Source organism: Candidatus Berkiella aquae (assembly GCF_001431295.2).
GTDB lineage: Bacteria > Pseudomonadota > Gammaproteobacteria > Berkiellales > Berkiellaceae > Berkiella > Berkiella aquae.
In genome coordinates this window covers 885,887-900,675 of sequence record NZ_LKAJ02000001.1, presented here as the reverse complement: position 1 = coordinate 900,675, position 14,789 = coordinate 885,887, and the positions used below count along the sequence as shown (strand labels likewise).

The following is a 14,789-nucleotide window of genomic DNA, read 5'->3' as shown; positions in this document are numbered from 1 at the left end:
TCGCCTTAAAGGACACGGTTTGCTATTTTATTTTTCTTTTCTTGTCGCTTCAACTGCCGCAATAATAAGCTTGGCAACCTCATTAGGATGAGAAAGCATCGCAACATGACTTGAAGAAATTTCAACGGTTGTTGCTTTCATCGCATGGGCAAATTGACGCTCCAAATCGGGTTGAATCATTCTGTCATGCTTAGCGACAAGATAAAAATTGTTTTTATCTTTCCAGGCTGCTGTTTTCACTTTTTCATTAAAAACCTTCGTTGCAGTCGGTGTTTGAGTGACAGTCAATATTAATGCTTCTTGATGTGGAATATCGGGAGCAAGATTTTCCAGTAATGATTGGGTTGATAAGTGGTAAAAACCAAATTTGTCCGTCGTCAAGCCGATAGTACCGGGTGAAGGAGGTAGATGAGTTCCTAAATCAGATACCGACTGCCCTTTTTCCGGAGCAAAAGCGGCAATATAAACCAGCGCTTTTACCTTATCAGAATTCCCAGCTTGTGTGATCACCGCACCTGCATATGAATGGCCGACCAAAACAATGGGGCCAGAAGTAATATCTATCGTTCTTTGTGTTGTTGCCACATCATCGGTGAGCGATGTCAGTGGAATTTGCGTTGCGATAACATTAATATTATTCACTTGTAATAGCGGGATCACTTTAGACCAAATAGAACCATCCGAAAATGCACCATGCACTAAAACAACGGTTGGATTAGGTTTCACCTCAGCAAAGACATTGGTATTGATAATGAATGTTAAAACGATTACAGCCAGTAACCTAAAGCGGTAAAAAATGGGATTCTTCATTAATCTATCCTTGATTAGAAAAGCATAAAAACAACAAAATTACAGTATTCTCCTGCAAAAGACAAAAAATAGCGTCTAAAGTAGGGATTTTTATGATTACTTTTTAACAAACACCATGATAAAATCAACTAACTTTATTTAAAGTAAATACAACAAACCAAAAAGAGGTAACCCGATGTTTCAAACCTTAATCAATCCTTCTTTCCCCGCTGATGATTTTCACCAACTGGAAGGACTTATTTCCCGATTTATCGTGATGAATGGCATGCCTATTGACGGCACGGAAGTGGCTCTTTTACAAAGAATGCTATTCTCTTTTACTTCTGCTGAATGGCAGCAAGATGCATTAAATGTATTTTCTCATCTCATTGAAACGGCCCGTCATAATTCAAATGAAGTTGATCATTACTTAAAAGCACTGGAAGAATTAAGTGCTCATATTAAAACGCAAGATACTCAACAAAAGGAAGAAATATTAACGTTATGTTATACCGCTTATCATCTTGGTTTGTATGAATATTCTCCACAAGAACAGCTTAAAGAAATTGGATTTTTCTTTAAAGTGGCATTAGCAGATAATGTTGATCCACAAACACGTGGAGTGGGCTCTTTAAATGGTTATAAAGCACGATTAAGAGATTATATTGGCATGCAACTTCAAGAACATAAAGAACTCATCAAGCAAAAATTACTTAAAGAGCATGGCACGAAAGACACTCCTAACCCTGTGGCAGAACTCCGCTCCACTGAAAAGCGCCCTCTTGAACCCGAAGCTGCTCCTATTACGCCATTACGGAAACTACGACGCCAATTTGAGAACAATACAACACCATCCACGGTTCCCGCTGCTAAACCGAAGATTAAAAGATCACATTCATGCAATTTTTAAGTTAAAACCAAATAACTTAGTTTTCTCACTATCTGCAAGAAACTGCGATGCCGATCAGTTTCTTGCATTTTTTTCCTCTTCTTTGTCATCAATAGGTCTGTTACGATTATCCCCTTTTTATTCTTCAGTTCTTCAACCATCACTATTTAGGAGATAGTATGCAAAATGGACCCATAAACACCCAACAATCTGCCCGTTTAGAAAGAGATTATGTTACTCCAATCGTTCAAATGTTATTAGAGAATATCAAAGAACTCGAGTTACCTTCTGACCAAACAGAGCTAATTTTGGGCAATCTTTTAGGAATCATAACCGAAGAAAAAATATCAGCAAAATCCACCGCTTTACCCTTTCATCAAGATGATCATGATTTAAAAGCACATATAGCATCCACCCTAGCGTCCCATGTTGATAAAGAAAAAGCAGAAAATGCGTTGGATAATTTTTATCACCTCCTTCATATGCTGGTGCACGAATATTATTTAAATAAAACCCCTGACAGTGACGAAGACATACAAAAAAATACAGAAACGGCAGACAAATTTAGCCAAGATCAAATTACAGGCGAACAACTTTATGAACAAAGCTTAAATGTTTTTAATAAGCTAAGCATTCGCTTACTGGCATATGGTCCAGAGATTGCTGATGAAGATCTGAAGTCAGCCGTCATTAGCGCCACAAAAAACGCAATCACTATTGCGCTACAGCCCTCTAAAATAGAAATTATACAAACATCACCTCCCACTTTTACCCCGGCCTACCGCGACCCTATACTCTTGAAAAGGGCTCAAATCTCTCAAGATGCTGCACTGGCTGAAGATTTGGCAAAACAACTTCAAGAAGAAGATGATCGGGCATTTGCATTAAGATTACAAAATGAACCAAGCCAAGAAGAAGAGCGTGGTCAAAGTTTTGAAGACTCTAATGTGGATTCAGAAGGATCGGATGAAGATAATACAGTCTATTATGATCAGGAAAATAGCGCTGAAGAAGATGATTCTGGCGACGACAGGGTTCAACACCGTAGTCAAGATGGGAGCTCTGATGAAGATAGCGCTCAATACTATGATCAAGCAGATACCCCTGAAAATTCAGAAGCCTCTGAAGAAAGCTCGAATGATTCGTATTCACCGGTTAGAAGAAGACGAAGCCTTTGATTGTGTTTTTTTCATCCCTTTCCCGTCATTACGGTAAGTGCAATAACAAATCATTCCTTCGTCATTGCGAGGAGTGTAACGACGAAGCAATCTATAAGGAGATTGCTTCGCTCTGCTCGCAATAACATGCTGCAATTTCTTCTAAATCGTTCGCTGTGCCCACCATATCAAAATAATGATTTAAATAAAAAATTCCATGGTTTTAAAGAATCACCCATTGAACTCTATATCAAACCAGCGATTGTCGAAAAAGAAAAAGCGCGAGGTATTCCCCAACCAACACCACCTGCTGATGTTATTCCACGTTTTAATGTATGCAGAGCAAATGATTTTGGTTTTTCTTTACCAGATAATCCTGTGGTAACACCGGTCTATTGTTCACAAGCAGGTCAAGCAGCACGAAATCCAACACTTTTTGTTAGATGGGTTGGCATCCCCAAAGCAGAAGAGAGTGTCGCACGGCAATTTCAAGATATGCTCAATCCTCAACTTGCTGGAATTTTAACGGTCGGAATGTATAATCAGCAAGGTGCAAAATTATGGAAAAGCCCGGATGGTTTGGGCGATAGCTGGCACCCAATGGACAGTGTAACCACACGATTATTAAATAAGCTGTACTGCTAAATTTTTACTCTATATTGATAGATAAGCACTTTTCAATGCGGGAGGATTTCATGAAATCCATCGCAACCTGCCTGTGGTTTAATACTGAGGCTCTTGAGGCTGCAACATTCTATCTCTCTATTTTTAAAGACGGCAAAATAGGAAGAATATTGCATTATGGCAAAGAAGGTTTTGAAATTCATGGTAAACCTGAGGGTTCTGTTATGGTTGTTTACTTTGAAATCAATGGACAAGGATTTCAAGCACTCAATGGTGGGCCCGAATTTAAATTCAATGAGGCGGTTTCCTTTGTTATTCCTTGTGAATCTCAAGAAGAAATAGATTATTATTGGGAAAAATTAACATCAAACGGTGGCAAAGAAATACAATGTGGTTGGTTACAAGATCAATATGGCGTGTCATGGCAAGTCGTACCTAGCATTTTACCTGAATTATTGGAAAATGCCGATCCGAATAAATCCAATAAAGCCATGAAAAATCTTCTGCAGATGAAAAAAATCATTATTCAAGATCTGCAATAATTAGCTACGCTTGCAATGACACAATCCGACATCTTTGGCTGCGATCATTAACTCTTAATATTATTCGTTAATTTAAGTGATTCATTTTCCGCTGGAGATGCCACTGATAACGTTTGGGAAAACAATTCTAAGGCAATAGGAGATTTAACATTTTCTCCTTGCAATACGGTTTTTATTTGTTTTAACACTTTATTTTTGGCTTTAGAAATTTGACCATTAAAGGGACCTGTTGACCATGAACACTTCAAAGTAACCGCATTAGAATTAATACTTGCAACCGATACACTAGGCGCTGGTTCTTCCATCACTTCTTCAACGTCTTGAATAGCTGATAATAAAATATCGCAAGCTTCTTCAATATTGTTATTCAGATCAATACTTATTTCACAAGAGGAACGGCGGCAATGCGATAAGGTATTTACAACAATGGTATTTGAATATATTTCACCATTGGGAATTAAAAATTTTCTACCATCAAAGCCAATTAAAACGGTATAACGAATATGAATAAAATCAACCACACCTTCCATATCTTTGTGTTTGATCTCATCACCCACTCGAAAGGGTTGCTGTAATAAAATTAAAATGCCAGATAAAAAATTGTTTAACAGATCTTTAACCGCAAAACCGACAATTAAACTCACGACGCCAACCCCACCAAGCAAATCAACCGGTTTGATTGAAGGAAAGATGATGGCTAAACCCACAAAAAAACCAAATAGCATAAATGCAATGCGACTCAAGCGTTCTAATACCAAAGCAACGCTTTTAGGTAATTTTGGCCGTCGCCTAATCACACTGCAGCAAAAACGGCTTGTCAGCATGAGAAGACTGAACACAATAATGGCAATAACAATATTAGGTAATGCTTCCAAAAAGGTATGCAGCAAAGCATATGATTTTTTTACGACGATTTCAAAATCCAGTTTAAATAAATGAAGTTCGTCGTAACCTGCTTCTTTTATGGTATTTAATAGATCAGATGAAGTTACTTTTAAAATTGACATTATCACCCCATGTGATGATGAAAGCATTATTTATTAAGTCTTAAACTTAATAAATTTCCTTACTTAAGTCAAACTTTAAGAACACTAGCTAAATAAGATGGGACTTAGGGTTTGCCAAATTTGCCGTTATTTAAATCAAGTAAAAAATCATGTAACCAATTTTTATCAATACGCTCTTCGTAACGATGGGTAATGTGATGAGAATGGCGAGAAACAATAACTCTCGTTGCAATAGGCTCTGGATCGCCTGCATAAATGGGTTCATCAATAAATTCAAATTCGTTGAGATCGTAACCACCATCATTTAAAATATTTTCAAAGTCCTTTTTCTTATTATCATTTGCTTTCATATCTTTCTAAACCTTATATGTACATACAGGAGCGAATACCAGCTATGTTATATATAAAATAGTATTAATAGGAATATATCATATGAAGATTATCATTGTCGGTGGCACTGGTACTATTGGGAGTGCGGTTGTTAAAGCACTCAAAACTCGGCACTCACTTGTGATAGTTGGGCATCAGCATGGTAATTTTCAAGTCGACATCACAGATATGGCTTCCATTGAAAAAATGTACCATGCCATTGGGCATTTTGATGCGCTTATTTCAACAACGGGTCAACTGCATTTTGGTCCTTTCGAAGAAATGACTCCCAGTGATCATATGCGCGGTATTAACAGCAAATTAATGGGACAAATCAATCTTGTACATGCAGGATTAAAGCAAATCAATAACCATGGCTCATTTACACTAACAAGCGGTATTTTAAGTGATGATCCAATCCGTTTTGGTGCCTCTGCCTCCATGATCAATGCCGCTCTCAATGGCTTTGTACGTGGTAGTGCGATTGAAATGCCACGAGGTATTAGAATTAATATTGTCAGCCCCACTGTCATCACTGAGTCGCTTGAATCCTATGGTGATTTCTTTCGAGGTTATGAACCTGTCCCTGCTGATAAAGTTGCATTAGCTTACTGTAAAAGCGTCGAAGGATTGCAAACCGGTCAAATCTATAAATCAGGATGGTAATTCGTTCATTTAGGCGATTTACGAAAACCAACCGCTAATCTATTCCAACTATTGATTGTGGCAATGGCTATCGTTAAATCAGTGGCCTCTTTCTCATTGAAATGTTTCATCAACTCTTGATAAACATCATCCGGTGCATGAGTTTCAGATATTAACGTTAATGCCTCTGTCCAAGCCAATGCCGTTCTTTCACGGTCGGTAAAAAAAGGAGTTTCTCGCCATACGGCGACTGCAAACAAACGTTGTACATTTTCGCCAGATTTAATTGCATCTTTCGTATGCATATCAACACAAAAGCACAGCCATTAATTAATGATGCTCTTAATTTAATAAGATGAAGTAGCGATGATTCTAATCCAGATTTACTCACAAGTGTTTCTAACTCAAGTAATCCTTTAAAAGTTTCAGGCGATGTTTTATAGAAATCTAAACGAGCGTTCATATTTAATAAACCTCTATTAATTGATTTACTAACAATAGCACCTGAATCAAATTTTTTCTGTTTTTTGTATTTACAACAATTAACAAGGTTTTTCGCTTTTTACTCTACTCTTTAAATAGAGTTAATGATTTAAACAAACCATTTAAATTAACAGTAGATCAATGAAAGAAAACACCAAAAGAACAATGTCACTCACATTAGCGGCAATTGGTATCGTCTATGGTGATTTAGGTACAAGTCCTTTATATGCCTTCAGAGAGTCTCTTAAAGGTTTAGAAATTACCCCTGATAATATTTTAGGCGTTCTCTCGCTTATTTTTTGGTCATTAATCTCAATTATTTCCATCAAATATCTCATATTCGTCTTACGCGCAGATAATGACGGCGAAGGCGGCATTCTATCTATGTTAGCATTGGTTAACAAAAAAAAGATAAAAAAAGTTTTTTTTAGCATTGCCGTTTTTGGTGCGGCACTCTTAATTGGCGATGGTATCATTACACCTGCTATTTCCGTGACCAGTGCCATAGAAGGGCTCGAGGTTATTTCTCCTGCTTTGGCAGAATACACCGTTCCCATTAGTTTGATTATTTTAATGGTACTCTATTTCTTCCAATATCATGGAACCGCTAAAATTGGACTGTTGTTTGGCCCTATTATTGTTTTGTGGTTTCTCACGATTGGCACATTAGGCGCGCTTCATTTAAATGATAACCCACTTATTTTTCAAGCACTCAATCCTTATTATGCTGTCTATTTCTTAACTGAAAATGGGATTACAGGTTTTATCTTGCTCGGTGCTGTTTTTCTTGTGGTAACGGGTGGCGAGGCACTCTATGCTGATTTAGGACAATTCGGACGCTTTCCTATTCGATTAGGTTGGTTCGGTTTAGCATTACCCGCTTTACTGTTGAATTATTTTGGTCAAGGAGCTTATGTACTCAATCATCCAGAAGCTATTGTTAATCCATTTTATGAATTGGCTCCTAAAGGGTTTGCTTATCCTTTACTCTTCATCTCAACACTCGCGACAATCGTTGCTTCACAGGCGGTTATTTCTGCAACTTTTTCAATTACCAAGCAAGCCATTTTATTAGATTTATTTCCTAAAATACGCATTGTCCAAACCTCAAGTGAAGAAAAAGGACAAGTCTATTCTCCCAAAATGAATTTTTTCTTAGCGATTGCAACCTTAAGCTTTGTTCTAGCGTTTAGAACTTCCAGCAATATGGCTTTTGCTTATGGTATCGCCGTTAATTTACATATGATTTGTGTTTCAATTTTATTGATGTATATTGCTTCTGCTTTATGGAAATGGTCATGGATTAAAATTGCTGGTTCACTATTCATTTTCTTCCTTATCGAAATGACATTTTTAGCGGCTAATGCGCATAAAATTCTAAGTGGTGGCTGGGTACCTATTCTTTTTGGGATGGTCTGCCTTGTGATCATGATTACTTGGTATCAAGGCATACAATCGCTTAGAAAAATATTTCGTGATGAAGAAATAGAAGATTTTAATGAGATTATTTCAGAATTTGAAAAGGGTAATTTACATTACTTGCCAGACGCTTCTGCTATCTTTATTACTGAACCTTATCATCGCAGCACTTCTAATTTATTACATTATTTTAAACTGAATCATACATTTCCGGGGACTGTTTTAATTGTTCACATTAATAATACGAATGAGCCTTATATCTCAAGCGATAATCGATATGAGCTCAAACAATTAAATCAGCAAATTTATCGCATGATTATTCACGTTGGTTTTATGCAGCTTATTAATATTCCATATAGTTTGTCGCTCGCTAAGAAAAAAGAAATTTTTCCATTTGAACTTGATTTGAAATCTGTTTCTTATCTTGTCGAGATTACACAAATCTCAGCAACGCAAAGAAAATCGACATTGCCTTTTTATTGGCAAGAAAAATTATTTGCCTTTCTTATGCGCAATTCAACGCATGATATTGAATTCTATCATCTCCCCTACAACCGAACGATAGCCATTGGAAGCTATTGTGAGTTTTAATCTTTAACAAAGACAAAACTGCCTTGATTTGTATCGCACTTGTGGTTATTCAGTGCTTATACAATTGAAACTTAGTTACTGGAGATCCTCACATCAAACTATGGTCTATCATAGGATTAAGTGCAATATAATGGAGGCGGTATTACTATGTCTCAAAAAAATGAAAAAACGCTTGAAGAAGAGCAGCTACAACGCAGAGAAGAAGAAAAACAACGTCAATTAAAAACGCTTGATAAAGCAAAATCCAAAGCCACGGAAAGAAAAAGGCAAAAAACCAGCAAAGGTACTAAATTTTAATGAAGGAAGAACATCCTGTTCTTCCTTCTTTGCTAATTACATTGTACGTCTTAAGGTACTTTTTGAGGTGCAATTAAAACGGCTAATTGGAAGTTTCGTTCCAATACTCCGTAGACACGTCAGTCCTTGTAACGCCGGAAAATCTAAAATAGATAGTTCAGTCGAATGGGATAAAATCTTAATTTTCACATCTTGTTCCGCGCTAAGATAAACATCGTCACCTGTCTCATCTATATAACCATCTGCCATCTCTGTATCTTGCCAGCTTGAATATGAAAAATCTGCAAAAACACTATTCCACAATTTTGACAAAACGATGGGTAGTTGAGAATTTTCAATATAATTTATTGAAATAGTTCCTCCATCATTGGGTTGTACATCGTAGAAATGAATACCATTAAATTCCTCAGTTGGTTTTTGTTCAGAGTGATCTTCAAATACAAATGATTGAGCATTTGTTTGCTTTAAAAACCACTTTATGGCGTCCTGCATTTCTGCAAATGTTGGCTTATAATGACCCGATTCATTACTTAAAGTGATTAACCTACCATTAATAAAATAAGCCATTCCTGCAGCTTTAAGATCAATACCACGACTTAAATAAGAATGATGCATGACATCCTTAGTGGTGCCACCATAAAGTCTATTATCCGGAAAAAAAACATAGAGAAAAAGCCCGTTTAATTTAATACCTTCATTATTATAAAAAAGACCATCTCGATTAAAAATACGAAATTTTTCTCGTTCCACCGTATTTAAATAATGTTTAGGACAAATACTTTCTACCTGTAATTCTTTATGGAAGGCTTTTTTAAGCGTAATAAAACCGGTTGGTGCTTTAAAGCTTGGCAAAAAGGTTCGAATACCTGGGCTATATCGCCCTGACCAGTCGCTTGGTAAACGAACACGGCGAGTATCAATCGTGGGACTAGGTGGGGCTGACTCCTCACCGAGAATGCGCAATAAAGTCTGGCTAAGCATTACTACCTCCGAGATCAAAATTTAAGCATCGCCCTCTTTTATAACGAATCTCTATTAAAAAATAAACCTGTTTATTTTTAATGCATTGAACAATTTTTCAAATCAATTCGGATAACTAATTTGATTTCTTATACCCAAGTCCATTCCGTCGCAACCTCAATTCCACTTGTTTTAAGCCACTGCGGTATTTTCCTGACCAGGAGTTTAGGAAAAAGATTTATTGTGTCAAGCTTGTTGATATCTATCCATGACAAGATCAATTCATTTTCTTGAGAGGTTAAACGAGAGATTAAATTCCCATGAGCGGCGTCCACACTAAAAATTAAATGAATCCCATGATATAACGCTCCCTTGTAATCCCAGCCATCTTCAACAACACCTAGCAAATTATTCACCATAAAAGCTTCACCTAACTCTTCAAGCAGTTCTCGTTGTAAAGCCTCTTTACTCTTTTCACCATAATGAATATGCCCACCCGGTAAAAAAGAAACTTGACGCTTAATATCGGTTGTTACCAATAAACGATTATTTTCAATAATTACTGCTCGAGCCAAAACATGAATACCTTCTTCATTTTTCATGGTAACCCTCCTTTTCTATTTTCTGCTTTGCAAAATAAATTGTTTTTAAATTAAAAATTCTTAAAAAATCAAGCAACTGCAAAAATCCTCTTCGCAAGAAGCCAAATAAATTGATGTATCATACCAATAAGAGTATATTTACTCATTCGAGTTAGTGAATACTAAGAAAAGGGGGAACAATGGCAAACCTTGTCATTATGGTTCATAGCCAATTTTCTGAAACCCTATTAAAAGGTATGTTTGGAAAATTACCCTTTAATATGGTTATCGTTCCTTATAAAGAAGCCCTTCTCTCTGTTGAAAATCACCCTACTGTTTTTCAACAAAATATTCATGCTCGTAACCTGCGCGAGAGCGATATAGACTATATCCTAATTGAATCGAATTATGGCGCCCCAGCTACTGAAACGATTAATCAAACCTTATTTAACTACATTTTAACCAATTGCCCTGAAGCAGAAATTTTTGCTTTTAGTGGCACCGCTAATTCGCTGGTTACAGCTTTAGAGCACCATGCTCGTATTAGCGCTATCTGTAAAGATGCGACCTTCCTGAGCGATCTCTCAAGATTTGGCTTAGAGCGCGTTATGACGCTGCCTGATTTGAAAAGACGGATCGATCCTAGCAATCGCCGAGCATCAGCTCCTCCTATGATGGCGCCACTAGAAAATTCACAATCGATAATCATAGAAAGCCCTAATATGACACGTAATCGTAGTGCTTCTGAACCCTCAGAACCCACCTTTACTCCCTATTATCATGCTTATGGTGAGTCTGCAACGCCTCGCTCTGATTATACTTCTAATACCTCAACAACATCGGCAGATTACACGCCAAGCACCTCTTCTGAAGTGCAGAAAATGAGATTTTAAATATAAAAGAGTACACAGATGCCACAGATTATCTTAGAATGCAGCGATAATATCTTAGAAAAAGATTTTAAGCCCTTACTCTCACAAATTCATCAACTTCTCGTTGAAAAATTACCCACTGAACTAAAAAGTTGTAAAAGCCGAGTTTTAAGACACACCAATTACCTGCTTGGCGATGGAAGCTCTAATCAAGCATTTGTTCACTTATCGATTAATATCTTATCTGGCAGAAGTATGGAACTTAAGCAATTGGTTGGAGCGACACTCATGGAGGTATTAATGGAAGCATTTCACCAATCGCGAGAAACGTTGGAACTACAGCTCTCGATTGCTATCCAGGATCTACCTGGCATCTATCTTAAAGGCTAACCCAGCATAAGCTGGGGTTAGCAAATCAACTTTCTTGTTATCTAGCTCTGTGCCTTTTCTTCGCTTGCTGTTTAGCCTCGACGGTGGCAATCCGCTTTGCTTGTGCTTGCGATGGCTTACGTGAACGATAAGAATGTGTAATAGCAGGCTTATCTTTTGCTTTATCCAATACTTTATTCTTCAGCCATCCCAAACGCTCAATCGATTTTTTAATATTTACGTTCTGATAATCTTCGCGTTTAAATTCAACTAAAGAAAATCCATTAGTACGAGCCGCTTCTTGCAACTGCGCTACATATCGCTTTGCCTGGAAATATTCATATTTTCTAATAGGATCATACAACCATGCTAATATACCCAGTCGAGGATAAGGATCTTGAGGCACACTATAAAAATAAGCGATATTTTCTTTTTGAATACCCGGATTTTTGCTCTTTATTTCATCAAGCAACGAAGTAAAAAGATTTCGTCCTAGTTTATTTTTAACAAATGACCAATAGCCTTTGCCCGGAAGTGTTCTCATGCCGGTCTTTCGTTTAATATCTGCCAAATGCAAAGGATTTGATCCCAGTATCAGATTGATCTCAAATCCCTGCTTTTCAAGTGCTCGTGCTTCTTTAAGCGCATTTTTGGTCACATCAGTGACGATTTGCATTGAATTCCAAGCAGTATCAAAGTCAGCATCGCTAATGCTTACATTTGGAAACTTACCACGAATAGCATCACGAAACGCTCTCGTATTCAGCCTACCTGAACGGTATTGATCAAAAAGATGCGAAAGAGAAGGGCCCCGAAACCTTTCTAAGAATGAAGGCAAGGGAAAGAAATGCCACAGTAAAGAAAATCGGTTAATGCCTAACCTAATAAACGCTTCCTTAGCCCTTTCTTGCTGATTATCGATAAACAAACTAAGCGGTAAAATAACAACTTTTTTCATGGTAAACTTATTTACATCACTAAAAACTGCGCAGTTTACCATATTCTTTTAGATGGTTTAAGCCTTCATTTTGCCAATCTTAGGGCTATAATTAAATTAACTACGATAATATCGGTGTTTTGCAATGAAAAAGTCATTTCTGTTACGACTGATGAATTTCTGGCCTCCCTATTTAGGTGCAGGCGTACGCGTCAAAAACATGTCAAAGGATATGACGCATATCGAGGTTGAAATGAAGCTTCGATTTTGGAATAAAAACTATGTAAATACGCACTTTGGAGGATCCCTCTATTCCATGGTAGACCCCTTTTATATGCTGATGCTGATGGAAAATTTAGGAAGAGAATACATCGTCTGGGATAAAGCCGCTACCATTCGCTTTGAAAATCCAGGAAGAGGCAGGGTTCATGCTATTTTTGATCTTAACCAAGAACAAATACAAAAGCTTCGTCACGAAGTTGATATTGCTGGTAAAATAGAACCTCATTTTAATGTTGAAATTCTCGATGACAACAATGTGTTAATTGCTGTTGTCGACAAAACGATATATATACGCCGAAAAGATGCCGTAAAACCATCGTTATAATTTATTTAAAGTTTATGTTTATTATCCCTCTGAGATTGCACTTTCTCTCTTAATTGCTCAGCCCAAGACTGTGCTGTTGTATTATTAAATTTATAGTAGGCGGCTAATGCTTTATTGGCATCCGTCGCCATCGTCGTAAATTCTGACATCATTGAACTAAATTTTGAATGATCACCAAAATGATTTAATAGTCCTTTTTTAGGAGGCTCTGCCATTTTCTTTTGGATATATTGATGCATGATCTTTTGTAAGTTTTCAAGACCTGTGGCATATTGTGCAGGATTAAACTCGTCTGTTCCTGGTTTTGCCATTTTTTCCACAATAACAAGTGCTTCTTTCACATTATCATCATTCATTTTTTTTGCCATTTTTGTTAATTTTTCTATTTCAATCTCCATTTGGCCTATCACTCTTGGCAAATTAGTCTCGGGACCAAACGCCTCTAACCTCATTCGAGTGTTTAGCGTCTTTAATTGCCGTGCTTGATGAGCATCATAAGCTGTAAAGTCAAAGGTATGATCAGATTGGATACTTTCAATCGCTTTTCTTCCATCTTGGATAGCATCATTCATCCCATGCCCATAAAAAAAGTTTGCATTTTTATAGGCATCGCCAATTAATGCAAAAGCGCCGCCTTGACCTAAGGTCACTGCCGATTTATCTGCACTCGCTAGTGTTAACTCAAATGCGGTAGTACGTAAATTACTTTTTTCCTTTGCTCTTGCCGCTCTTTGTGCATCGTTACTGGTAACACCACTCTTAATGGGGAGCGCAATATCTTGAGGCTTAATGCCCATTTCAATACTGATAATCAATTTTGCCCATGATTCTAGTGCTTGTTGTTGTACTTGTTTATTTTGGATACGAAGGATACTTTTAGGGACTTCACCAGAAAAGAAAAATTTCGAATTTTCTTCATCTCTAAAAACCCGTACTTTAGGAAAATAATCTTGATCCCACCCCAATTCCCGCAGCGGTTTCATATGCTCAAATTCAAAATTCGTACCTGAACTTTCTGGTGGCGTATTGGGTATGGTCACACCAGGCTTTACTTCAAGCGCCGCTGTTCCCACTTGAGTTTGCCTTGGTTGCATTGCCATCATTTGATGTGCAATATGATATTTAGCATCTTGTGATTGATTTAATAAGGCGGTCACGCCTCGGCGAGCCCCATCCGCCGCTAACACATGACTAAATTTTACAGATTCTATCGTTCCATCGTCTTTTTTAAGTGATACAGTTTGAGTATCAGGATCAATGGCTGTAATCCCTTGTTGTTTTCCCATTCTAATATCAACATTCTGATATTTTTTTAACTTCCTTAATAAAAATGCCTGAACATCTTTAACTTCAACAACCCCATCAGCGTAACTCCCATCCGCTCTTTTCTCTCGGTAACACTGATGTTCAAAGAATTTTGTATCATCAGGATCGGTTGAGTCACGTAATGAATCCAAAAATTCAAAAGTTCGACCATCACCATGTAACCGTTGCACACGAGAAAAATAATCTCTATTCTCAACGATGATAACAGGTATTCCTTTTTTGGCGGCTTCAAGTGCAGCAGTTAGCCCCCCAGGCCCCATGCCAACGATAACAATAGGTTCTGGTTGTGTCGGTCCTTTCGATGCCATAAGCCCTCCCTAAAACT

At 37.3% G+C, this 14,789-nt stretch carries 17 protein-coding genes and 1 pseudogene; 10 read left to right on the top strand and 8 right to left on the bottom strand.

What is annotated here, in order from left to right; translation table 11 throughout:
* Positions 1-27 precede the first annotated feature (27 nt).
* Positions 28-810 carry an alpha/beta fold hydrolase gene (locus HT99x_RS04275; protein WP_075067689.1) on the bottom strand — a complete coding sequence of 261 codons (783 nt, stop codon included), beginning with the start codon at positions 808-810 and terminating at the stop codon, positions 28-30.
* Positions 811-985: 175 nt separating this feature from the next.
* Between HT99x_RS04275 and HT99x_RS04270 the strand changes: the two genes are divergently transcribed.
* From HT99x_RS04270 to HT99x_RS04255, 4 genes are all read left to right on the top strand, one after another.
* Positions 986-1,699, top strand: coding sequence for a hypothetical protein (locus HT99x_RS04270; protein ID WP_075067690.1), 714 nt, complete (start codon positions 986-988; stop codon positions 1,697-1,699).
* A 158-nt stretch (positions 1,700-1,857) separates the two neighbouring features.
* The gene (locus HT99x_RS04265; protein ID WP_075067691.1) at positions 1,858-2,856 is read left to right on the top strand and encodes a hypothetical protein; all 999 of its coding nucleotides are present in this window, start codon (positions 1,858-1,860) and stop codon (positions 2,854-2,856) included.
* 126 nt (positions 2,857-2,982) lie between these two features.
* On the top strand, positions 2,983-3,480 hold the full coding sequence (locus HT99x_RS04260; protein ID WP_075067692.1) for a hypothetical protein: 498 nt from the start codon (positions 2,983-2,985) through the stop codon (positions 3,478-3,480).
* 50 nt (positions 3,481-3,530) lie between these two features.
* Complete coding sequence (locus HT99x_RS04255) at positions 3,531-4,001, top strand: VOC family protein (protein WP_075067693.1); 471 nt, start codon at positions 3,531-3,533, stop codon at positions 3,999-4,001.
* Positions 4,002-4,048: 47 nt separating this feature from the next.
* On the opposite strand, the gene HT99x_RS04250 is transcribed toward HT99x_RS04255, so the two are convergent.
* Positions 4,049-5,008: a mechanosensitive ion channel domain-containing protein gene (locus HT99x_RS04250; RefSeq protein WP_075067694.1), complete on the bottom strand. Its 960-nt coding sequence runs from the start codon at positions 5,006-5,008 to the stop codon at positions 4,049-4,051.
* 104 nt (positions 5,009-5,112) lie between these two features.
* Entirely contained in the window at positions 5,113-5,358 is a 246-nt protein-coding gene (locus HT99x_RS04245) for a hypothetical protein (RefSeq protein WP_075067695.1), read from the bottom strand.
* Positions 5,359-5,440: 82 nt separating this feature from the next.
* Here HT99x_RS04245 and HT99x_RS04240 point away from each other — a divergent pair, with 82 nt between their 5' ends.
* Positions 5,441-6,043, top strand: coding sequence for a short chain dehydrogenase (locus tag HT99x_RS04240; protein WP_075067696.1), 603 nt, complete (start codon positions 5,441-5,443; stop codon positions 6,041-6,043).
* Positions 6,044-6,048: 5 nt separating this feature from the next.
* Here the strand turns inward: HT99x_RS04240 and HT99x_RS16035 are convergent.
* Positions 6,049-6,485, bottom strand: a pseudogene (locus HT99x_RS16035) (carboxymuconolactone decarboxylase family protein).
* Between the two features lie 161 nt (positions 6,486-6,646).
* Here HT99x_RS16035 and HT99x_RS04230 point away from each other — a divergent pair.
* Both HT99x_RS04230 and HT99x_RS04225 read left to right on the top strand, forming a co-directional pair.
* Complete coding sequence (locus HT99x_RS04230; protein ID WP_075067697.1) at positions 6,647-8,515, top strand: KUP/HAK/KT family potassium transporter; 1,869 nt, start codon at positions 6,647-6,649, stop codon at positions 8,513-8,515.
* Positions 8,516-8,662: 147 nt separating this feature from the next.
* Positions 8,663-8,812 (top strand): hypothetical protein, encoded by a 150-nt coding sequence (locus HT99x_RS04225; protein ID WP_158003429.1) that lies wholly within the window; start codon positions 8,663-8,665, stop codon positions 8,810-8,812.
* 36 nt (positions 8,813-8,848) lie between these two features.
* Here HT99x_RS04225 and HT99x_RS04220 read toward each other — a convergent pair whose 3' ends face one another.
* Positions 8,849-9,793, bottom strand: a complete 945-nt coding sequence (locus HT99x_RS04220; RefSeq protein ID WP_075067698.1) for an IQM protein middle domain-containing protein — start codon at positions 9,791-9,793, stop codon at positions 8,849-8,851.
* A gap of 128 nt (positions 9,794-9,921) precedes the next feature.
* Entirely contained in the window at positions 9,922-10,374 is a 453-nt protein-coding gene (locus tag HT99x_RS04215; protein WP_075067699.1) for an NUDIX domain-containing protein, read from the bottom strand.
* A gap of 179 nt (positions 10,375-10,553) precedes the next feature.
* On the opposite strand from HT99x_RS04215, the gene HT99x_RS04210 reads away from it, so the two are divergent.
* Together HT99x_RS04210 and HT99x_RS04205 are read left to right on the top strand one after the other, a co-directional pair.
* Complete coding sequence (locus tag HT99x_RS04210; protein WP_075067700.1) at positions 10,554-11,246, top strand: hypothetical protein; 693 nt, start codon at positions 10,554-10,556, stop codon at positions 11,244-11,246.
* 18 nt (positions 11,247-11,264) lie between these two features.
* Positions 11,265-11,615 (top strand): hypothetical protein, encoded by a 351-nt coding sequence (locus HT99x_RS04205; protein ID WP_075067701.1) that lies wholly within the window; start codon positions 11,265-11,267, stop codon positions 11,613-11,615.
* Positions 11,616-11,652: 37 nt separating this feature from the next.
* Here HT99x_RS04205 and HT99x_RS04200 read toward each other — a convergent pair whose 3' ends face one another.
* Positions 11,653-12,552: a hypothetical protein gene (locus HT99x_RS04200; RefSeq protein WP_139016664.1), complete on the bottom strand. Its 900-nt coding sequence runs from the start codon at positions 12,550-12,552 to the stop codon at positions 11,653-11,655.
* Between the two features lie 124 nt (positions 12,553-12,676).
* Between HT99x_RS04200 and HT99x_RS04195 the strand changes: the two genes are divergently transcribed.
* Positions 12,677-13,138 carry a DUF4442 domain-containing protein gene (locus HT99x_RS04195; RefSeq protein WP_075067703.1) on the top strand — a complete coding sequence of 154 codons (462 nt, stop codon included), beginning with the start codon at positions 12,677-12,679 and terminating at the stop codon, positions 13,136-13,138.
* A 5-nt stretch (positions 13,139-13,143) separates the two neighbouring features.
* On the opposite strand, the gene HT99x_RS04190 is transcribed toward HT99x_RS04195, so the two are convergent.
* Complete coding sequence (locus HT99x_RS04190) at positions 13,144-14,772, bottom strand: FAD-dependent monooxygenase (RefSeq protein WP_075067704.1); 1,629 nt, start codon at positions 14,770-14,772, stop codon at positions 13,144-13,146.
* Between the last annotated feature and the right edge of the window lie 17 nt (positions 14,773-14,789).